This window comes from Rhodoferax sp. GW822-FHT04A08 (assembly GCF_058801025.1).
The window spans coordinates 79,711-98,252 of sequence record NZ_JBXAMW010000015.1 but is presented as its reverse complement, the minus strand read 5'-3'; the positions used below and the strand labels follow the sequence as shown (position 1 = coordinate 98,252).

Sequence of the window (18,542 nt, the reverse complement as noted above, 5' to 3'; positions counted from 1 at the left end):
TCAGTACGCGCGTATGCCCCAGGCAAACGGATCGTTGTCGCTGATCAGGAGCGTCGCCTCGGCGCACACATGGGCACTGCCACGCAGCGTGGGAATGATGCGCTCGCCATCCGTTTCATAGCTGGCTTCGAAGGTGCTGCCGATCACGCTGGCCTGCGTCCACACGGCGCCGGGCGCGAGCTTGCCGTCCGCCGCCAGGCAGGCCAGCTTGGCGCTGGTGCCGGTGCCACAAGGAGACCGGTCATAGGCATTGCCAGGGCAGAGCACGAAGTTCTTGCTGTCGGCGCCCTGCGTGTCGGGGGCGAACAGTTCGATGTGGTCGATCTCGGCACCGTCCGCACCACTGATACCCTGCTCGGTCAGAGCGTGGCGCATCTTGCTGGTGTAGTCGGTCAGGTGAACGGCATTGTCCAGCGCGATGCGTTGGCCGTGGTCATTGACCAGGAAGAACCAGTTACCGCCCCAGGCCACGTCGCCGCGCACCGTGCCGTAGCCGGGTACGTCCACCGCCACCTGCTTGCGGTAGCGATAAGCGGGCACGTTGCGCACGCTCACCGTGCCGTCTTCGTGCAGGGTGGCTGTCACATCGCCCACCGGGGTTTCAATGGTGTGCACACCGGCGCCAATGCGGCCCATGTGCGCCAGCGTCACCACCAGACCGATGGTGCCGTGGCCGCACATATTGAGGTAGCCGGTGTTGTTGAAGAAGATCACACCTGCCGCGGCATCAGGGGACACCGGCTCGCACAGCAGTGCGCCCACGATCACGTCATTGCCGCGCGGCTCCAGCACCGTGGCAGCACGCCAGTCGTCGTATTGCGAAGACAGCAAGGCCTTGCGTTCGGCCATGCTGCCCTTGCCCAGATCGGGAAAACCACCCACCACCAGGCGCGTGGGTTCGCCGCCGGTGTGCGAATCGATGATGGAGATGCGCTTCATCACCACACCTTACATCACGGACTGGTACTTGGCAGGGCGGGTCGCCAGGGCCTTCTTGACCACGGCTTCCACATGGGCACGCTCCTCGCCGACCAGCGGCAGACGCGGACGGCGCACGTACTCGGTACCCACGCCGACCAGGGCGTCGATGAGCTTGAGGTTTTGTACCAGCTTGGTGGACACATCCAGGTGCAACATGGGCGTCATCCACTGGTACAGCGGCAGTGCTTCGGCAAAGTTGCCGGCCTTCATCAGGTCGTACAGGGCCACGGTTTCGCGCGGGAAGGCGCAGCCCACACCAGCCAGCAGACCGTCGCAGCCCAGTGCCAGGCCTTCATAGGCTAGATCGTCCACGCCCAGGAACAGCTGGTAGCGCGTGCCCACGGTGTTGCGCAGGTCGGTGATGCGGCGGATGTTGTCGGTGCTTTCCTTGATGGCGTGAATCCACTTGCAATCGGCCAGCTCCACCATGTGCTCGGGCTTGAGGTCCACCCGGTAGGCCACCGGGTTGTTGTAGACCATGATCGGCTGCTGGGCAGCCTCGGCCATGGTGCGCACATTGAGCATGGCTTCGCGGGCGTCGGCCACGTAGATCACCGAGGGCATGACCATAAAGCCCTGCACGCCCAGCTTGTTGGCGCCGTCAATGTAGCGCAGGGCTTCGCGGGTGCTGGTCTCCGACACATTGGCCAGCACCGGGATGCGGCCGTCGGCGGCTTCCAGCGCGATCTTGGCCACTTGCAGCTTTTCTTCCAGCGTCAGCGTGCTGGCTTCACCCAGCGAGCCGCAGGTCACCAGACCGTGGATGCCGTTGCGGATCTGGAAGTCGATGTGGCGCGCCGTGCCTTCGGCATCGATGCTCTCGTCGGCGTTGATCTTGGTGGTGATGGCGGGGAAGATGCCTTGCCAGGGGGTGTTTTTCATGCGAAGCTCCGGGGGTTGAATAAATATGTTGTTAATATATTAACGCAAATCTAAAATATCCGCCATGGCCCGCATCAAAAAAACACCAACGCCCGCGCAACCCAAGCGCCGCGCCGCCGACGTGGCCTATGACACGCTGGAAGACATGATCTCCACCCTGCAGCTGCAACCCGGCGCCCAGGTGGTGGAGAGCGAGCTGGTGGAGCGCACGCAGCTGGGCCGCACGCCGATCCGCGAAGCGCTGCTGCGCATGGTGTCCACCGGCCTGATCGTGCAACAGCCCCGCCGCGGTCTGCTGATTTCCAGCATCGACCTGGCCGACCACCTGGATGTGGTGCAAACCCGCCGTGTGCTGGAGTGTCTGATTGCGGAATGTTCGGCACGGCGCGCTACCGGGCAGCAGCGCAAGGACATCGTGCAATGCGCCCAGCGCATGGTGAAGGCGGCTACTGCCGAGCGGCTGGACGACTACATGAAGGCTGACATCGAGCTTGACAGGGTCAACCACGCCGCCAGCCAGAACCATTCCGCCGTGAAGGCCGTGCTGCCACTGATCGTGCTGTGCCGGCGCTTCTGGTACGCCTACCGCCATGCGGGTGATATCACCGAGGGCGCGGCGGCCCATATGCAATTGGCTGAGGGCATTGCCTCCGGCAATGAAGCGCAGGCGGTAGCCGGAGCGCAGCGGCTGAGCGACTACCTGCAGGGCTTCACGCAGCGCGTGATCGCCATCTGAATCACACGGCCTTTGCGCTGGGCCGTGCAGCCACCTTGTCACGCCAGGCCTGCAACGCGTGCAGCCCGGCATCCTTGGGCACGAACTTGAGCAGCCCGCGCGCAAACTCCAGGCCGCAGAACGCCGTGATGTCGGCAATGGTGAAGCGGCTGCCCGCCATCCATTCCTGTTGCTGCAGCAGATCGTCAAAGATGCGCGCCGTGGCCAGCATCTTCTCGCCCTGCGATTTGCCGAAGTCGGCAAACTGCGGCTGCTCCAGCGGCGCCAAGCCGGGGTGCGTATGGCGGATGGCATTGGCAATCTGCAGCATCAGCTTCATTTCCACGCGCCGGTCGGCCATCTCGATGAACGCGCGCTCGGTGGCATCCACGCCCATCAGATTGGGCTCGGGCTGCACGCCTTCGAGGTAGGTACAGATGGCTCGCGTCTCGGTGAGCACGCGGCCATCGTCCAGCTCCAGCGCCGGCACGGTAGCCAGCGGGCTCTTGACCAGAAACTCCGCGCTGCGGTGCGCACCGGCATTGAGGTCGATGTTCTGCACCGCGATGTTGGCAATGCCCTTTTCTGCAATGAACATCAGCACGCGGCGCGGGTTGGGCGCGCGGTGGGCGCTGTGCAGGATCACAGTGCGTCCTTTTGCGCGGCACGCAACTGGTCGCGCGTGGCAGTGGCGGCCGCACGTGCGGCCTGCGCGAAATCGGCACCACCCGAGGCGTACAGCACGGCCCGTGAAGAATTCACCACGATGGGCGCGGTGGTTTCGCCGTTGCTGGCACGGTAGCCCGCCTTGACGGTTGCGACCGCATCGCCACCCTGTGCACCCACGCCGGGGATCAGCAGCGGCACGGTGGGCGCCACCTTGCGCACCCGCTCGATCTCGGCTGGGTAAGTGGCACCCACCACCAAGCCCAGCTGGCCATTTAGGTTCCACGGGCCTTGCGCCAGATGGGCGATGTGCTCGTACAGCAGGGGTTGCCCCTCTACGCTGGCTAGGCGCTGGTTCTGCAGATCGTCGCCACCGGGGTTGGAGGTGCGGCACAGCAGGAACGCGCCCTTGCCCTGGTACTTGAGATAAGGTTGCACCGAGTCAAAACCCATGAAGGGCGAGAGCGTCACGCAGTCTGCGCCGTAGCGGTCAAACGCCTCCTTGGCGTATTGCTCGGCGGTGCTGCCGATGTCGCCGCGCTTGGCATCCAGAATGGTGGGCACGTGGGGCGCGTTGCGGCGCATGTGTTCCATCAGGCGTTCCAGCTGGGCCTCGGCACCATGGGCAGCAAAGTAGGCAATCTGCGGCTTGAAGGCAATCACCAGGTCGGCTGTGGCATCCACGATGGCGGCGCAGAAGTCGTAGATCTTGCTGGCGTCGCCGGCCATGCCGGCGGGGAAGCGGGCCGGCTCCGGGTCTAGCCCCACACACAAGAGGGAGCCGTTGGCGCGTTCGGCATTGCGCAATTGTTCGATGAAGGTCATGGTGTGAGTTTATGGTCGAGAGTGTCTGCTGCAAGGCACAGGTCGGCCCAGGCCTTGGCCTTGTCGGCACCGTTGCGCATTAGCGCCTTGGGGTGATAGGTCACGATCACGGGGATGCCCTGGAAACGGTGCACGCTGCCGCGCAACTTGCCCAGCGGCAAGGTGGCCTGCGCCGGTGTTTCGCCCAGCAGCACCTGGTTGGCAAAGCGGCCCATGGCCAGAATCATCTTGGGCTGCACCAGCGCTATTTCGCGCTGGAGGTAGGCGGCGCACTGCGCCAGATCACCGGCTTGTGGGATGGCGCCGTGGGCCGGACGGCACTTGAGTACATGGCTGACATAGGCACGCTGTACGACCGGGGCCGGAGCAACCGCCGCATGCCCGGGCAACGGGTTGGCGCGCTGCAGCCCCAGGGCGCGCAGCATGTGGGACAGCAGCACGCCGTCCTGTCCGGCAAAGGGTGCGCCCGCATAGTCTTCCTCTTCATCGGGCGGATCGCCCACCACCATCCAGTCGCAGGGTGCCGCATCGGGCAGCGGCGTGATGGAAGCATGGCGGCGCCCGGCGCACAAGCCACAAGCCTGGCAACTGCGCACCGTCTCGGCCAACGCCGGCCAATCCAGTGTGGCGGCGTCGCCCAGCGGCTGGACGGGCGCGGCAACCGGGGCGGCTACGGGTGCTTCGACTGCAACCCGTGCAGCAGGCGCAGCGGGTGGTGGCACCGGTGCCGCAGGTCTGGCCTGCACTACAGGTGCTGCAGTCTGTGGCTGTGGCGCCTGCAAGGTCACCACACCGCTTTCGGGCAACCAGACGTGCACGCCCATTTCCTGCAGCATGGCGCGCTGTCGGGAGTCGAGTTCAAGAGCCATGGGGTTCCTTGTCTTTCACAGGCGCAGGCTCATCACAATCGCGTCTTCGCGCTGGCCGTGCCCGGCCGGGTAATAGGCCTTGCGCAAACCGACGCGGCGGTAACCGTGGGCTTCGTAGACCTTGATGGCCCGCACATTGCCCACTCGCACTTCCAGCCACAGCCACTCGGCGCCCTGCCCGCGCGCCCAGAGCGCCAAGGCATCCAGCATCACCCGGGACCAGCCCTGGCCCTGGAACTCGGGTGCCACGGTGATGTTGAGCAGGTGCACCTCGTCCACGCCCTTCATGGCCACAAAGTAGCCCAGCACGTAGCCGTTGGCCATGAGCATCTGGGCCTGGTAGCCGCTGTGCAGCGCATCCAGGAAATTGGTGCGCGACCAGGGACTGGCATAGGCGCGCTGCTCCACCCGCATGACCTCTTCCAGACGGTCCGCCAGCAACGGCTCGAAATGCGCCTCTGCCATCTCGCGGCGGCCATCGAACTGCGCGCTCATAGGTGGGCTCCCGCAGCCTGGGCGGCCTTGATGGCGGCGCGTTCCGCCGTGGTCTGTGCCACCTTGTCGCGCACATAGGTGGGCAGCGCCTGCTCGGCGGGTACGGCCTTGCCCGCGGCCAGCAGCTGCGGTGCCAGGCGCAGCATGGCGCTGGCCTTGGGCGCAGCCGCCACCTGGCGCACCTCGCTCTGGATGCCGTGCAGGCGCGCTCCATACACGCCAAACACATTGCCGGCTGCCAGCGTGGTGGCTTCGGCTTGCACGGTGATGGCAATAGCCTCAGGACTCGCCAGCACCGCGCCCTGCACTTCCGTCCAGAGACCGCCGGTGCAGTCAAAGACGGCGCTGTAGATTTCGTCCATGCGCGCATCGAGCATGGCGTGCACGCGCAGCGTCCCGGCTGCCTCAGCGAACTGCTGCCGCGCATCTTCGGCCACGGCCAGCAGCGAGTTGACCGGCAGCACCGGCACATCCGCGCCAAACGCCAGACCCTGGGCCACGGCGCAGGCGGTACGCAAACCAGTGAAATAACCCGGTCCGCAGCCAAAGCAGATGGCATCGAGCTCACGCAGCTCCAGGCCGGCCTGGCGCATCAGATCCAGCACGCCGGCGATGAGACCGGCAGACGCCTTGGCTCCGCCCTCGCCCTGCAGTTCCCACAGGCCTGCAGCAGCGCCGTCATCGCGCGAGACCGCAATGGTCATCTGGTCGGCACTGGTATCAAAGGCCAGCAGCTTCATGCTTTCTTCGCTCCCGCCTGGTGCACACCAAACACGATGCCCATGGTCACCAGCGTCAACCCGCACAGCACATTCCACGGCAATGGCTCACCCAGCAGCAACGCTGCCGACAGTGCAGACAAGCCGGGCACCACCGCGGTCAGCATGGTGGAGCGCACCGGGCCGTAGGTGCGGATCATCATGTTGAAGGTAATGCCCGACACCACCACCGAGCCCACGCCCTGCATCAGCATCTGCAACACCACGTCATGCAGCGGAGCCGTGAAGAACAAGCCCTGCAGCACACCGGCCCAGACCAGGATGCAGTACAGCGGCACATACACAAAGAAGGCAAACACCGTGATCGCCGTGGTGGCGTATACCGCCTGCAGCGCATGCTTGCGCACCAGCACGCTGTAGACCGACCAGGCCACCGAAGCGGCGATGAACAGCAAGTCACCGCGCCAGATGCCGCTGCCATTGAGCGCATGCAACAGGCTACCGCCGCCCACCAGCAGGTCCCCGGCCACGATGCACAGCAGCCCCAGGGCGCGCGTACGGGTGATACGGTCCCCGAGCAAGGGAATGGACAACAGCGCCGTCCACAGGGGCAGACTGCCCGGCAGCAGCACCGAGCCGTGCGCTGCAGGCGCATAGACGAAACCGCTATAGGCCAGCACGCCATACAGCAGGCCACCAAACAAACCGGTAAGCACCGTGGTGCGCAACGGCAGTGGCGAAAAGCCCCACATAGAGCCAGCATCGGCCACTTGCCCGGCCTCCTGCTGGCGCAAGCGCTGCACCCGGGTCAGCCACCAGCCCATGGGCAACAGAATCGCAGCGGCACCCAGCAGACGGGTAAACACGATGTCCAGGGGACCCAGGGTGGGCGCACGGGAAGGGTCGGCCGAGGCACGCGCCACCACGATGAAGCCGGTCCAGATCAGCACCGTGACCAAGGCTGCCAAAAGACCCACCACTTTGGGCGAAAGGCGTGGCATGGCGCCAGGCACTGCAGTTGCGGGAGGGAGAGACATGCAGGGATTATCGCGGCTAGTCCATGGCCGCTGGCTGCACCGGATAATGGACGCATGCTGTCTTCCATCTTGCGTGTCCTGCTGTTGTGCGCCCTTTGCTGTGGTGCCATGGCCGCGCCCGTGGCGGCCATTCCAGTGGAAGTGGATGCCGCACTGGCGCGCGCCAAGATACCGCGCGATGCAGTGGCCCTGCTGGTCGTCGATGCGGACGGCGCCAATGCAGCACCCAGGCTGAGCCACCGCGCGCAGGCTCCCATGAATCCGGCGTCCGTGATGAAGCTGGTCACCACCTATGCGGCGCTCGACCTCCTGGGACCGGCCTATACCTGGAACACGCCGGTGTATGTGGATGGTGCGGTGCACGACGGCACGCTCACCGGCAATGTCTATATCAAGGGCCAGGGCGATCCCAAGCTGGTGCTGGAGCGGCTCTGGCTGCTGCTGCGCCGGTTGCAGGGCTTGGGCATCCGGCAGATTGCTGGCGACGTGGTGCTGGACCGTAGCGCGCTGGACGTTCCCGACACCGACCCGGCCAGCTTTGATGGCGAGCCCCTGCGCCCCTACAACGCATCGCCCGATGCCCTGCTGATCAACTACAAATCGGTGGTGATGACCTTCACCCCGGACCGCGGCAGCAATACCGCCCTGGTCCAGTTTGATCCCGCGCTGTACGGCGTGCTGACGCAAAACACGGTACCGCTAAGCAACGCGGAGTGTGGCGATTACCGCGCAGCGCTCAAGGCGGACTTCTCCGACGCCAGTCGCATCCGGTTTGCGGGCAGTTACGCCGCAGATTGCAGCGAGAAAGTCTGGCCGGTGGCCTACGCAGAACCACGCAGCTACGCCTTGCGCGCAGTGCAGGGGCTCTGGCTGGACATGGGTGGAAAGCTCACCGGCAACGTGCGCTACGGGACGGTTCCCGCCCCATTGGCAGCGGGCAAACCCACACTGGAAAGCACGTCGGCGCCGCTGGCGGAAATCATTCGCGACATCAACAAGTTCAGCAACAACGTGATGGCGCAGCAGGTCTTTCTGACCCTGGGGCGTGTGCTGGCGCCTCCAGCGGATGCGTCGGCGCCCGCAACGGACGCAGCGAGCGGAATGAGCGGCGGCAGCTTCATCGCCTCGCGTGCCGTGATTCAGCGCTGGTGGAAGGACCGCATCAGCACGGAGGATGTGCCAGTGCTGGACAACGGCTCCGGCCTGTCGCGCAACGAACGCATCAGCGCCCAGGGTCTGGCACTGCTGCTGCAGAAGGCCTACCGCTCACCCACCATGCCGGAGCTGATGAGCTCGCTGCCCCTGACCGGCGTGGACGGGACTCTCAAGCGCTTCAAGTCCAAGGCAATGGCCAGCGCCCACCTCAAGACCGGCTCGCTGAGCAACGTGATCGCCCGCGCGGGCTATGTGGATGGCGCAAGCGGCAAACGCTACATCCTGGTGGCGCTGATCAACCATGCCAATGCCAGCACGGACGCCGCGCGCACGGTGATGGAGACGCTGGTGGACTGGGTTGCCAAGGACAACTGAGTCCGTGGCTCAGGCGGCGGCGCGCTGCAGGCGGTCCCGCACCCCGTCCCAGGCGCTGCCCGCGGGCGGTGTTTCCACCCAGATCAGTTTGACGCGCAAGGCATCGAGCTCACGCAGCACCGAGAACAGTTCATGCGCTGCCACGGCAGGGTCGGAGGGCATGCGGCGCTGCTCGATCTGGCGCGCAGCCGTCTTCATCGCAGTGCGGGAATAGACCGCAATCGAGGGGCCGCCCTTCGCAGTCTTGTCCACGTCGGTAGTACCCAGCATGTCCAGCGCCTGCTGCAAGGCTTTGGCATCCATCAGACGCACGGTGGCATTGGGTGCATAGTGCGACTCCAGTGTGCCGGAGGCGCGTGGCGTTGCCTGACCTTGGGCCTCCAGTTCCTCGGGTGTAACCAAGGCGCGACCACAGGCTGCGGCCACCTGGTCCGCGGTGATGGCGCCGGGGCGCAGCAGCACCGGGGCGCCGCGGGTGCAGTCGATGATGGTGGACTCAATGCCCACGTCACAGGGGCCGCCGTCCAGAATCAGCAGGTCGGTTCTGTCGGCAAACTCGCCCAGCACATGTTGCGCCGTAGTGGGGCTTACCCGCCCGAAGCGGTTGGCACTGGGTGCCGCTATGCCCCAGACGACCGGCTCGCCATCGGTCGGTTGGCGCAGCGCCGAGAGCACCGCCTGCGCCACCGGATGCGCTGGGCAGCGCAGGCCAATGGTGTTCTGCCCGCCCGCAGCCGCAGCGCCCACGCCGTCGCGGCGTGGCAGGATCAGGGTCAACGGGCCCGGCCAGAAGGCCGACATCAGCTGCTGCGCAAAGGCTGGCACACGTGCGGCGTAGTGGGACACGCCAGACATGCCGCCATCAAAGGAAGCCACATGCACAATGAGCGGATGGTCGTTGGGCCGGCCCTTGGCGGCAAAGATGCCCGCCACCGCCGTACCGTTGTCGGCATCGGCACCCAGGCCATAGACGGTCTCGGTCGGCAAGCCCAGCAGGCCACCCTTGCGGATCGCCTGCGCTGCTGCAGCGATGGCATCAGGTGCGAGCTCCACGCCGTCGGCAAACACATAGGCGGACACGATCATGGCGTTGGCCTCTTGGTTGGCTTAGAAAGCTTCAATGCCCAAAATCCTTGCGGCCTGCAGTGCGGTGTTGCGCACCTGCTCCACCGAGGCACCGGTGATGTTGAGGTGGCCCATCTTGCGGCCCTTGCTGGCCTGGAGCTTGCCATACAGATGCAAATGCGTGCCCGGCAAGGCCAGCACCTGGTCCCACGCGGGCACGCCGCCTTCGGGCCAGATGTCGCCCAACAGATTGAGCATGATGCTGGGGCTGTGCTGGCGCGGCTGCACCAGCGGCAGCCCGGCCAGGGTGCGCACCTGCAACTCGAACTGGGAGACATCGCAGGCGTCCATGCTGTAGTGGCCGCTGTTGTGCGGGCGCGGTGCCATCTCGTTTACTACCAGACCACCCAAGCTTTGCCCCTCGGGGCTGGCCTCGTCCAGCACAAAGAACTCCACGCAGAGAACACCCACGTATTGCAGCCCCTGCGCTATGGATTTCGCAGCAGCGATCGCGCGCTGCGCAAGGGCTACGGGGATATTGCCGGCATATACCTCGGTCACGGCCAGAATGCCGTTGCGGTGCAGATTGCGCTGTACCGGCAGGTTGACACATTGCCCGTCGCTGCCGCGCGCCACGATCACCGAGCACTCCAGCTGCAGTGGCAGCATCTTTTCCAGCACGCAAGGCTGCTGCTTCAAGGTGCTCCAGGCTTCGGCCAGTTCGGCACGGGTGCGAACCCGCACCTGGCCTTTGCCGTCGTAGCCCAGGCGTGCTGTCTTGAGAATGCCTGGCAGCAGCTGGTCCTGCACGGCAGCCAGTTGCTCAGCGGTTTCAATGACCGCATAGGGCGCACACGGTACGCCGCAGTTCCCGAAATGCGCCTTCTCGGCCGCGCGGTCCTGGGCAATGGCCACAGCCGATGCGGCAGGGGCAACGGGGCGGCTCTTGGCCAGCTCGGCCAGAGCTGGCGCAGGCACGTTCTCAAATTCGGTGGTGATGGCATGCGCCACTTCAGCCAAGCGAGCCAGGCCTGCCGGGTCGGTGTAACTGGTCTGGATGTGGTGGTGGCAGACCCGTCCTGCAGGGCTGACAGGATCAGGGTCCAGCACGGCAGTGAAGTAACCCATGCGCTGCGCCGCATGCACAAACATGCGGCCCAGTTGCCCGCCGCCCATCACGCCCAGCGTGATTTCCTGCGGTCCACCCAGTAGGTTCAGCTCCGCCATTACGCTGCACTACCGGTAATGGGCAGCACCATATCGGTGGCTGCCTGGGTCTGGTCACGGCGGAAGGCTTCGAGCTCCAGACGCAGATCGCTGTCAAAGTTGGCCAACAGCGCCACCGCAAACAGCGCCGCGTTGGCCGCACCGGCATTGCCGATGGCAAAGGTCGCCACGGGAACGCCCTTGGGCATCTGCACGATGCTGTGCAAGGAGTCGACGCCCTGCAAATGCTTGCTGGCCACCGGAACGCCCAACACCGGCACGGTGGTTTTGGCCGCCAGCATGCCCGGCAGGTGGGCTGCACCGCCAGCTCCGGCGATGATGGCTTTCAGGCCACGGCCTGCCGCTTGCTCTGCATAGTCAAACATTTCATCAGGCATGCGGTGGGCGGAAACCACCTTTGCTTCAAAGCCGATTCCAAACTGTTGGAGAATCTGCACTGCATGTTGCATGGTGTCCCAGTCGGAGCTGGAACCCATGACGACGCCTACTTGGATGGTTTTCATCCCTGAATTTTACGTTTTACCCAGAGCCTGTACCCATGATCAACGTCACCCTTGAAAACTTCGAAGCCGAAGTCGTCGCCGCATCCCACCAGATTCCCGTGCTGGTGGACTTCTGGGCGCCCTGGTGCGGCCCTTGCAAAGTGATTGGTCCGTTGCTGGAAAAGCTGGAAGCCGACTATGACGGGCGCTTCAAGCTGGTGAAGATTGACTCTGATCAGGAGCAGGAGCTCAGCCAGGCCTTCGGCATCCGCAGCATTCCCACCTGCGTGCTCATGATCGGCGGCAAACCAGTGGACGGCTTCATGGGTGCCATTCCCGAAGGACAGCTCAAGGCGTTTCTGGACAAGCATGTGCCGGCCGCGGAAGAAATGCAGGCCGAGGAAGATGCAGAGAGTGCGCAGGCCCTCCTGGCCGCTGGTGACCCGCAGGCCGCGCTGCACAAGCTGCACGAAGCGTTGACCATCGATCCCGGCAATGACGACGCCCGCTACGACTACGTCAAGCTGCTCATCGAAAGCAATATGCTGCAGGACGCAGAAGCCGCTCTGGCCCCTGCCCTGGCGGCAATCCCGCGCCAGATCCGGTTTGAGGCGCTGGAGCAGTTTCTGCACGCCATCCTGTTTGTGGAGAATGACCCGCGCGGCGGCTGGGCGCCCGAGCAATTTGATGCATTGATTGCCGCCAACAAACGCGACTTCGATGCCCGGCTAGCCAAGGCCCGGGTGCTGATGGTGAGCGGCAACTGGACCGCCGCCATGGATGAGTTGCTGGAAATCGTGATGCGCGACAAGACCTGGAACGATGCGGTTCCACGCAAGACTTTTGTGGCCATTCTGGAGTTGCTAACCCCACCCAAGCCCAAGTTGGACCCGGCCAATGCGGGCAAAAGCGCTGGCGGAATCGAGCTCACTGGCAAGGGTGTAACCGAACTCGACCCGCAGGCACAAATGGTTTCCAGCTACCGCCGCAAGCTCAGCATGGCGCTGAATTGACCTTGCTTTTTCTCAATTAGCTCAAAAAATCGTCGCCGCTTTGGTGTTTACCCTCTCTTCAAAATGAAGGGAGCATAGGATCATCTGCTCCTGAAATAGCACGATCGTTCTATTTGCAGAAGATCAATTTAGGAGACGATGAATGAAATTCTCGAAATCAACCTGGGCCGCAGTAGGCGCCGCGCTCTTGGTGGCCGCCTGCGGTGGTGGAGGCGACGGCGGTAATGCTGGCTCGGTCAATAACAACCCTGGACGGGGCACGCTGGTACAAAGCCCGCCACCGCGCACACTCTCGCTTAGTGCCGCAGAGTTTTCCGGCGAATTGATCGCGGCCGGGGCCAGCGGGCAGACTTTGCTTCAACTGGCAACGGGATCCACCTCTGGCACGCTGCCGTGCGGCATTGACGTGCATTACATAAAGTATGGAACCGTTGGTGGCAAAGGCGAGGCGACTCAAGCTTCAGCGGCCTTAATGGTACCTACTGGTCCCGGTGCCAATTGCTCAGGCGCCCGCCCCATCGTGTTGCACGCGCATGGCACTGCAGTAGAGCGTCGCTATAACCTAGCTGACTTTATTGACGCCACCAATCCGGCACATGGCGAACAAACACTTGTCGCGTCACAACTGGCTGCAAAGGGCTACATCGTGGTGGCACCCAACTATGCTGGCTATGACAGTTCCCCGCTACCTTATCACCCGTTCTTGGTAGCTGATCAGCAGTCCAAGGACATGATAGATGCCTTGACGGCTGCAAGAACCGCGCTTCCAAGTTTGTTGGCACCGGTTTCCGACAATGGCAAATTGTTCATTACAGGTATCTCGCAGGGCGGACATGTTGCAATGGCGACTTTGCGGGCCATGCGTGCGCTCAATATGACCGTCACGGCGACGGCGCCGCTGGAGCCCGTAAGTTCACTCCTTAATTATGGTGACGCAATCATTTCTGGCCAAGTTCCTGCGGGTAGTACGACCCTGATGCCTATGGTCATCAATGGCTACCAAAAAACCTACGGAACGATATACAGTGCGCCAACAGACTATTATTCGTCGACCTATGCTGCAGGCATAGAAGCAGCTTTTCCTGGAAACTACACGTCTACGACCCTTATAACCAGCGGCATAGTCCCAGCCGCAACGTTGTTCTCGGGAGGTGCAGCATCTAGTCCCGCAGCATTTGCGCAATTGTTTGCAGGTGGCGTGGGCCCCGGAAATCTGATCACTGATACCGCAAGGAGCGCATACGCGACTGATATCCCCAATGCCACACCGACCAATGCCCTGCGGTCAGCCTTGAAGTTAAACGACGTACTTTCGATGACCGTGGACAAGCCCATGATGCTCTGTGGTGGAGCCCAGGACCCAACGGTCTTCTTTTACGTGAATGCCGATTATTTCGCGGCCACTCACGCATCAAATCCATACCTCAGTATTCTCGATTTGGAAAACACATATCCGGTGACAAATAGTCTAGGTACCGTCACAAAAGTTACCGGTGCAACTATTTCCGCACTGCAGGCTGGCTTCCAACAAGCCAAGATAGCGACACAAGCGGCTGCTCCTACTGACCCGCTTGCAGTAGTAAAGGCATATCACGGATCGCTGGTTCCCCCGTTTTGCCTTGCGGCAGCGAGCGGGTACTTTGCTAACTTCTAATTTGACGGAGAAATCGATATGAAAAACAAATTCTTTCCGTTGTCCATCATTGCAGCCGGTGCACTCCTATCAACTAGCGGGGCATTCGCTCAGTACACCGTGCAAATCGGATATGCGAATGTAGACCCGGGTGCAAATGCCGGTGCAACATCAGGTCCTTTCCTGCCGGCGAATACGACGAGCTTGAACGTCAAGTCACAAGATACGGTATTTTTCAGCATTTCACGCAACATCACAGACAACTGGGATTTGCAATTGGCACTGGGCCTGCCACCCACACATGATGTGACTCTGAAGGTACTCAATGCTGCCAACCTTCCGCCCAGCGTTGCTTCCAAACAAGGGCAGTTGATTGGCACTGTGCGCCAGATCGCTCCGACGTTGTTTGCCAACTACAAGTTCGGCGAGTCCACAGACAAATTCCGACCTTTTGTGGGTATTGGCATCAACTACACCATGTTTGACCAAGCCAACTCCGCACCGCTTTTCAACCAACTGAGTGGCGGAACCACAAATAACAAACTCACTGATTCATGGGGCTTAGCTGCGCAGGTTGGAGCGACATATAAATTGGATGGCCCATGGTCCATCTCTGGGACATGGTCAACGGCGGACGTGAAATCCACGCTAACCAACAATACATACGGCATAGAACGCAAGACCGACATTAAGTTCAGCCCGTCTGTACTTATATTGTCTGTAGGTTACGCGTTCTGATACGCCAAACTTTTTGACAGCCATCAAAAAGGCATAGCCCTCTTGGGCTATGCCTTTTATTGTTTCAATCCAGGGCTCAACCCGTCAATCGCGCCAACGCTTCCTGGTACTTGGCAGCCGTCTTGGCAATCACCTCATTGGGCACGCGAGGTGCCGGCGGAGTCTTGCTCCATGGCTTTCCATCGACCTTGGCCTGCTCCAGCCAGTCGCGCACGAACTGCTTGTCATAGCTAGGCGGATTGGTGCCCTCCTGGTAACTTTCCTGCGGCCAGAAGCGCGACGAGTCTGGCGTCAGCACCTCGTCCATCAGCGTGAGCGTGCCATCCTTGTCGAGACCAAACTCGAACTTGGTGTCGGCAATAATGATGCCTTTGGTCAGCGCAATCTCGGAAGCGGCTTTGTACAGGCGGATGCTGATATCGCGGATTTGCGTGGCCAGCTCCAGACCGATCATCTCCACCGTCTTCTCGAAGGTGATGTTCTCGTCATGGTCGCCCACGGCGGCCTTGGCAGCCGGTGTGTAGATCGGTTCCGGCAGCTTGGACGCGTTCTTCAGGCCAGCTGGCAACTTCACGCCGCAGACTGCACCGTTTTCCTGGTATTCCTTCCAGCCACTGCCAGCCAGATAGCCGCGCACCACCGCCTCTACCGGCAAGGGCTTGAGGCGCTTGACCAGCATGGAGCGGCCTGCTACCTGCGCCACCTCGGACGGTTGAACCACACTCTCGGGTGCATCGCCAGTGAGGTGGTTGGGGCAGATATTGGCGCCGTGGGGGCCCAACTTTTCGAACCAGAACAGCGCCATCTGGGTCAGCAAAGCGCCCTTGCCTGGAATGGGCTCGCCCATGATCACATCAAAGGCTGATAGCCGGTCGCTGGCTACCATGAGTATGCGGTCATCCCCCACCGCATAATTGTCACGCACCTTGCCACGGGCCAGCAAGGGAAGGGAAAGGGCGGAGGTATGTACTACTGCGGTCATGGCATCCTGAAAGTGAAAAGGCCCGCCACAACCCGAAGGGCCTTGGCGAGCCTGCGATTATCGCAAAGCGCGGCTGTGGTGCTTACTGTACGACTTGCGCCAGCTCACCGCGGCTGTATTTGCCCGCCACCACCGACAGGCTCTCGCCCTTGATGCCGGCAGCCTGGCCTTCACAGCCAAACTCGATATAGCGCTGCTTGCAAATCTTCATGGCCGCTTCGCGCGCTGGCTTGAGCCACTCGCGGGCATCAAATTTCTCGGGGTTTTCAAACAGGAACTTGCGAACGGCGGCGGTCATGGCCAAGCGGATGTCGGTATCGATGTTGATCTTGCGCACGCCGAACTGGATGGCCTTCTGGATTTCCTCGACCGGCACGCCGTAGGTTTCCTTGATCTTGCCACCGTACTGGTTGATGATGGCCAGCAGGTCCTGTGGCACGCTGCTGGAGCCGTGCATCACCAAGTGTGTGTTGGGCAGGCGACGGTTGATCTCCTTGACCCGCTCGATGGCCAGGATATCCCCTGTGGGCTTGCGGGTGAACTTGTATGCGCCGTGGCTGGTGCCGATGGCGATGGCCAGAGCGTCCAGCTGGGTACGCTTGACAAAGTCGGCAGCCTGCTCGGGGTCGGTCAACAACTGGTCCTTGGTCATGGTGGCATCGGTGCCATGGCCGTCTTCCTTGTCGCCCTTCATGGTTTCCAGGCTACCCAGGCAACCCAGTTCCCCTTCCACCGTCACGCCAGTGGCGTGGGCCATCTCCACCACCTTGCGGGTGACGTCGACGTTGTATTCGTAACTGGCAATGGTCTTGCCGTCAGCCTCTAGGCTGCCATCCATCATCACCGAGCTGAAGCCCAGGTTGATGGCCCCCTTGCAGACGTCGGGGCTCTGGCCGTGATCCTGATGCATCACCAAGGGAATGTGGGGATAGGCCTCCACGGCGGCGGATATCAGGTGCTTGATGAAGGCTTCACCAGCGTACTTGCGTGCACCTGCACTGGCCTGAAGAATGACGGGAGCACCCACCGCATCTGCGGCTGCCATCACGGCCTGCACCTGCTCCAGATTGTTGACGTTGAAGGCTGGAATGCCGTAACCCTTGACTGCTGCATGGTCCAGCAGTTCGCGCATGGAAACGAGTGCCATTGGTGAATCCCCAGGAAGTTAAAAAATCTGCCGCGGCTCCATTCTGTAACCGCTTGGTAACCTGTACCTCGGGGGCGATTCTACCGTGCAGGCGCTTTAGCTCACCTGACAAATCTTGAGCATATTGGTGCCACCAGGCTCCCCCATAGGCTCACCGCAGGTGATGGCGTACACATCGCCGCTTTGCACAATGCCTCGCGCCTTGAGGTGGCTTTCGGCTTGGTGCAAGGCCGTATCACGATCGCCGCTGGTGTCCATGAAGAGCGGACGCACGTTGCGGTACAAGGCCATTTTGCGCTGTGTAGCCACTTTCGAGGTCAGGGCATAGATTGGCACACGAATCAGATGGCGACTCATCCACAAGGGCGTAGAGCCACTGTCCGTCATGGCCACAATCGCCTTGGCGCCCAGGTGGTGGGCGGTAAACAGCGCGCCCATGGCGATACTTTGGTCGATGCGGCTGAACTTCTTGCCAGTGAAGTCGGCTTCCAGCTCAAAGTCCTCGTGGCCTTCGGCGGCATGGCATATCTTGGCCATTTCCACAATGGTTTCCAGCGGGTACTTGCCGGACGCGGTTTCAGCCGACAGCATCACGGCGTCCGTTCCGTCCAACACTGCATTGGCCACGTCGCTCACCTCAGCGCGGGTCGGGACCGGGTTGGTGATCATGGACTCCATCATCTGGGTCGCAGTGATGACCACGCGGTCATGTTCGCGTGCCAGTTTGATCATGCGCTTTTGCAGGCCAGGAACAATGGCATTGCCCACTTCTACGGCCAAGTCCCCACGCGCCACCATGATGCCATCGCTGGCCAACAGGATTTCCAGCAGCTTGGGGATAGCCTCGGCCCGTTCGATTTTGGCAATCAGCCCCGGCTTGTGACCAAACTCATGCGCGGCCACATTGCACAACTGGCGCGCCATTTCCATGTCGGTGGCATTCTTGGGAAAGCTCACTGCCACATAGTCGGCCTGGAAGCCCATCGCGATGCGTATGTCGTCCATGTCCTTGGCCGTCAATGCGGGCGCCGTCAGGCCACCGCCTTGCTTGTTGATACCCTTGTTGTTGGATAGCTCGCCACCCAGCTTGACAGTGGTGTGCACCTGCTCCCCGATGACCGCATCCACCGTGATCACGATCAACCCGTCGTTGAGTAGCAGCACGTCCCCGGCCTTCACTTCGCGCGGCAGTTCCTTGTAATCCAGGCCTACGGCATCAATATCACCCAGCTCTGTGCGGGCCGCGTCCAGAATGAACTTCTGCCCAGGCTCCAGAAACACCTTGCCTTCGGCAAACTTGCCCACGCGGATCTTGGGGCCCTGCAAGTCGGCCATGATGGCGACTTCACGGCCGGCACGATGGGCCGCCTCTCTCACCAGACGGGCGCGATCGATATGGTCCTGCGCCTTGCCATGACTGAAATTCAGGCGCACGACGTTCACGCCTGCACGAATCATCTGCTCCAGCAACGCCGGGTCGCTGGAGGCTGGACCCAGGGTGGCAACAATCTTGGTAGCGCGACGGGGCATGGAAAC

19 protein-coding genes are annotated in these 18,542 nt (G+C 62.3%); 5 read left to right on the top strand and 14 right to left on the bottom strand.

What is annotated here, in order from left to right:
- Both AC1RMF_RS21950 and AC1RMF_RS21945 read right to left on the bottom strand, forming a co-directional pair.
- On the bottom strand, positions 1 to 939 hold the full coding sequence (locus AC1RMF_RS21950) for a 4-hydroxyproline epimerase (protein WP_342620376.1): 939 nt from the start codon (positions 937 to 939) through the stop codon (positions 1 to 3).
- A 9-nt stretch (positions 940 to 948) separates the two neighbouring features.
- A complete protein-coding gene (locus AC1RMF_RS21945) occupies positions 949 to 1,863 on the bottom strand; it encodes a dihydrodipicolinate synthase family protein (protein WP_342620375.1) in 915 nt (304 codons plus the stop codon).
- A gap of 64 nt (positions 1,864 to 1,927) precedes the next feature.
- On the opposite strand from AC1RMF_RS21945, the gene AC1RMF_RS21940 reads away from it, so the two are divergent.
- Entirely contained in the window at positions 1,928 to 2,599 is a 672-nt protein-coding gene (locus AC1RMF_RS21940) for a GntR family transcriptional regulator (protein ID WP_493144330.1), read from the top strand.
- Position 2,600: 1 nt separating this feature from the next.
- On the opposite strand, the gene AC1RMF_RS21935 is transcribed toward AC1RMF_RS21940, so the two are convergent.
- From AC1RMF_RS21935 to AC1RMF_RS21910, 6 genes are read right to left on the bottom strand one after another with little or no spacing between them, the layout of a single operon-like run.
- Positions 2,601 to 3,224 (bottom strand): glutathione S-transferase family protein, encoded by a 624-nt coding sequence (locus tag AC1RMF_RS21935; RefSeq protein WP_493144329.1) that lies wholly within the window; start codon positions 3,222 to 3,224, stop codon positions 2,601 to 2,603.
- Positions 3,221 to 4,069: an orotidine-5'-phosphate decarboxylase gene (pyrF, locus tag AC1RMF_RS21930; RefSeq protein WP_342620372.1), complete on the bottom strand. Its 849-nt coding sequence runs from the start codon at positions 4,067 to 4,069 to the stop codon at positions 3,221 to 3,223. The genes AC1RMF_RS21935 and pyrF overlap by 4 nt, the downstream gene beginning before the upstream one ends.
- Positions 4,066 to 4,938, bottom strand: coding sequence for a uracil-DNA glycosylase (locus tag AC1RMF_RS21925; protein ID WP_493144327.1), 873 nt, complete (start codon positions 4,936 to 4,938; stop codon positions 4,066 to 4,068). Before AC1RMF_RS21925 ends, pyrF begins: the two co-directional genes overlap by 4 nt.
- A 15-nt stretch (positions 4,939 to 4,953) precedes the next feature.
- A complete protein-coding gene (rimI, locus tag AC1RMF_RS21920; RefSeq protein ID WP_342620370.1) occupies positions 4,954 to 5,433 on the bottom strand; it encodes a ribosomal protein S18-alanine N-acetyltransferase in 480 nt (159 codons plus the stop codon).
- A complete protein-coding gene (gene tsaB / locus AC1RMF_RS21915) occupies positions 5,430 to 6,173 on the bottom strand; it encodes a tRNA (adenosine(37)-N6)-threonylcarbamoyltransferase complex dimerization subunit type 1 TsaB (protein WP_493144326.1) in 744 nt (247 codons plus the stop codon). The genes rimI and tsaB overlap by 4 nt, the downstream gene beginning before the upstream one ends.
- Complete coding sequence (locus AC1RMF_RS21910) at positions 6,170 to 7,189, bottom strand: DMT family transporter (RefSeq protein ID WP_493144324.1); 1,020 nt, start codon at positions 7,187 to 7,189, stop codon at positions 6,170 to 6,172. Before AC1RMF_RS21910 ends, tsaB begins: the two co-directional genes overlap by 4 nt.
- A gap of 54 nt (positions 7,190 to 7,243) precedes the next feature.
- Here AC1RMF_RS21910 and dacB point away from each other — a divergent pair, with 54 nt between their 5' ends.
- Positions 7,244 to 8,719 (top strand): D-alanyl-D-alanine carboxypeptidase/D-alanyl-D-alanine endopeptidase, encoded by a 1,476-nt coding sequence (gene dacB, locus AC1RMF_RS21905; protein ID WP_493144323.1) that lies wholly within the window; start codon positions 7,244 to 7,246, stop codon positions 8,717 to 8,719.
- A 9-nt stretch (positions 8,720 to 8,728) separates the two neighbouring features.
- Here dacB and AC1RMF_RS21900 read toward each other — a convergent pair whose 3' ends face one another.
- The 3 genes from AC1RMF_RS21900 to purE are packed head-to-tail and all read right to left on the bottom strand — an operon-like array spanning position 8,729 to position 11,514.
- Positions 8,729 to 9,787: an L-threonylcarbamoyladenylate synthase gene (locus AC1RMF_RS21900; protein WP_493144351.1), complete on the bottom strand. Its 1,059-nt coding sequence runs from the start codon at positions 9,785 to 9,787 to the stop codon at positions 8,729 to 8,731.
- A 39-nt stretch (positions 9,788 to 9,826) separates the two neighbouring features.
- Positions 9,827 to 11,011, bottom strand: coding sequence for a 5-(carboxyamino)imidazole ribonucleotide synthase (locus AC1RMF_RS21895; protein WP_493144321.1), 1,185 nt, complete (start codon positions 11,009 to 11,011; stop codon positions 9,827 to 9,829).
- Positions 11,011 to 11,514 carry a 5-(carboxyamino)imidazole ribonucleotide mutase gene (gene purE / locus AC1RMF_RS21890; protein WP_493144320.1) on the bottom strand — a complete coding sequence of 168 codons (504 nt, stop codon included), beginning with the start codon at positions 11,512 to 11,514 and terminating at the stop codon, positions 11,011 to 11,013. Before purE ends, AC1RMF_RS21895 begins: the two co-directional genes overlap by 1 nt.
- A 35-nt stretch (positions 11,515 to 11,549) precedes the next feature.
- On the opposite strand from purE, the gene trxA reads away from it, so the two are divergent.
- The 3 genes from trxA to AC1RMF_RS21875 all read left to right on the top strand — a co-directional run bounded on the left by trxA (position 11,550) and on the right by AC1RMF_RS21875 (position 14,877).
- Positions 11,550 to 12,506 carry a thioredoxin gene (trxA, locus tag AC1RMF_RS21885; RefSeq protein WP_493144319.1) on the top strand — a complete coding sequence of 319 codons (957 nt, stop codon included), beginning with the start codon at positions 11,550 to 11,552 and terminating at the stop codon, positions 12,504 to 12,506.
- Positions 12,507 to 12,648: 142 nt separating this feature from the next.
- Positions 12,649 to 14,160: an alpha/beta hydrolase family protein gene (locus tag AC1RMF_RS21880; protein WP_342620362.1), complete on the top strand. Its 1,512-nt coding sequence runs from the start codon at positions 12,649 to 12,651 to the stop codon at positions 14,158 to 14,160.
- Positions 14,161 to 14,178: 18 nt separating this feature from the next.
- The gene (locus AC1RMF_RS21875) at positions 14,179 to 14,877 is read left to right on the top strand and encodes an OmpW/AlkL family protein (protein WP_342620361.1); all 699 of its coding nucleotides are present in this window, start codon (positions 14,179 to 14,181) and stop codon (positions 14,875 to 14,877) included.
- Positions 14,878 to 14,953: 76 nt separating this feature from the next.
- Here the strand turns inward: AC1RMF_RS21875 and AC1RMF_RS21870 are convergent, their stop codons facing one another.
- The 3 genes from AC1RMF_RS21870 to pyk form a co-directional block, all read right to left on the bottom strand.
- Entirely contained in the window at positions 14,954 to 15,859 is a 906-nt protein-coding gene (locus AC1RMF_RS21870; protein WP_493144317.1) for a phosphoribosylaminoimidazolesuccinocarboxamide synthase, read from the bottom strand.
- 82 nt (positions 15,860 to 15,941) lie between these two features.
- Positions 15,942 to 17,006, bottom strand: a complete 1,065-nt coding sequence (gene fba, locus AC1RMF_RS21865; RefSeq protein ID WP_342620359.1) for a class II fructose-bisphosphate aldolase — start codon at positions 17,004 to 17,006, stop codon at positions 15,942 to 15,944.
- Between the two features lie 96 nt (positions 17,007 to 17,102).
- Positions 17,103 to 18,536, bottom strand: coding sequence for a pyruvate kinase (pyk, locus tag AC1RMF_RS21860; RefSeq protein ID WP_342620358.1), 1,434 nt, complete (start codon positions 18,534 to 18,536; stop codon positions 17,103 to 17,105).
- Positions 18,537 to 18,542: the final 6 nt, after the last annotated feature.

Bases quoted from the DNA above. Each gene is read 5' to 3' on its own strand.
- AC1RMF_RS21950 (WP_342620376.1), bottom strand. From the start codon at position 939: ATGAAGCGCATCTCCATCATCGATTCGCACACCGGCGGCGAACCCACG.
- AC1RMF_RS21945 (WP_342620375.1), bottom strand. From the start codon at position 1,863: ATGAAAAACACCCCCTGGCAAGGCATCTTCCCCGCCATCACCACCAAG.
- AC1RMF_RS21940 (WP_493144330.1), top strand. From the start codon at position 1,928: ATGGCCCGCATCAAAAAAACACCAACGCCCGCGCAACCCAAGCGCCGC.
- pyrF (WP_342620372.1), bottom strand. From the start codon at position 4,069: ATGACCTTCATCGAACAATTGCGCAATGCCGAACGCGCCAACGGCTCC.
- AC1RMF_RS21925 (WP_493144327.1), bottom strand. From the start codon at position 4,938: ATGGCTCTTGAACTCGACTCCCGACAGCGCGCCATGCTGCAGGAAATG.
- rimI (WP_342620370.1), bottom strand. From the start codon at position 5,433: ATGAGCGCGCAGTTCGATGGCCGCCGCGAGATGGCAGAGGCGCATTTC.
- tsaB (WP_493144326.1), bottom strand. From the start codon at position 6,173: ATGAAGCTGCTGGCCTTTGATACCAGTGCCGACCAGATGACCATTGCG.
- AC1RMF_RS21910 (WP_493144324.1), bottom strand. From the start codon at position 7,189: ATGTCTCTCCCTCCCGCAACTGCAGTGCCTGGCGCCATGCCACGCCTT.
- dacB (WP_493144323.1), top strand. From the start codon at position 7,244: ATGCTGTCTTCCATCTTGCGTGTCCTGCTGTTGTGCGCCCTTTGCTGT.
- AC1RMF_RS21895 (WP_493144321.1), bottom strand. From the start codon at position 11,011: ATGGCGGAGCTGAACCTACTGGGTGGACCGCAGGAAATCACGCTGGGC.
- purE (WP_493144320.1), bottom strand. From the start codon at position 11,514: ATGAAAACCATCCAAGTAGGCGTCGTCATGGGTTCCAGCTCCGACTGG.
- trxA (WP_493144319.1), top strand. From the start codon at position 11,550: ATGATCAACGTCACCCTTGAAAACTTCGAAGCCGAAGTCGTCGCCGCA.
- AC1RMF_RS21880 (WP_342620362.1), top strand. From the start codon at position 12,649: ATGAAATTCTCGAAATCAACCTGGGCCGCAGTAGGCGCCGCGCTCTTG.
- AC1RMF_RS21875 (WP_342620361.1), top strand. From the start codon at position 14,179: ATGAAAAACAAATTCTTTCCGTTGTCCATCATTGCAGCCGGTGCACTC.
- AC1RMF_RS21870 (WP_493144317.1), bottom strand. From the start codon at position 15,859: ATGACCGCAGTAGTACATACCTCCGCCCTTTCCCTTCCCTTGCTGGCC.
- fba (WP_342620359.1), bottom strand. From the start codon at position 17,006: ATGGCACTCGTTTCCATGCGCGAACTGCTGGACCATGCAGCAGTCAAG.
- pyk (WP_342620358.1), bottom strand. From the start codon at position 18,536: ATGCCCCGTCGCGCTACCAAGATTGTTGCCACCCTGGGTCCAGCCTCC.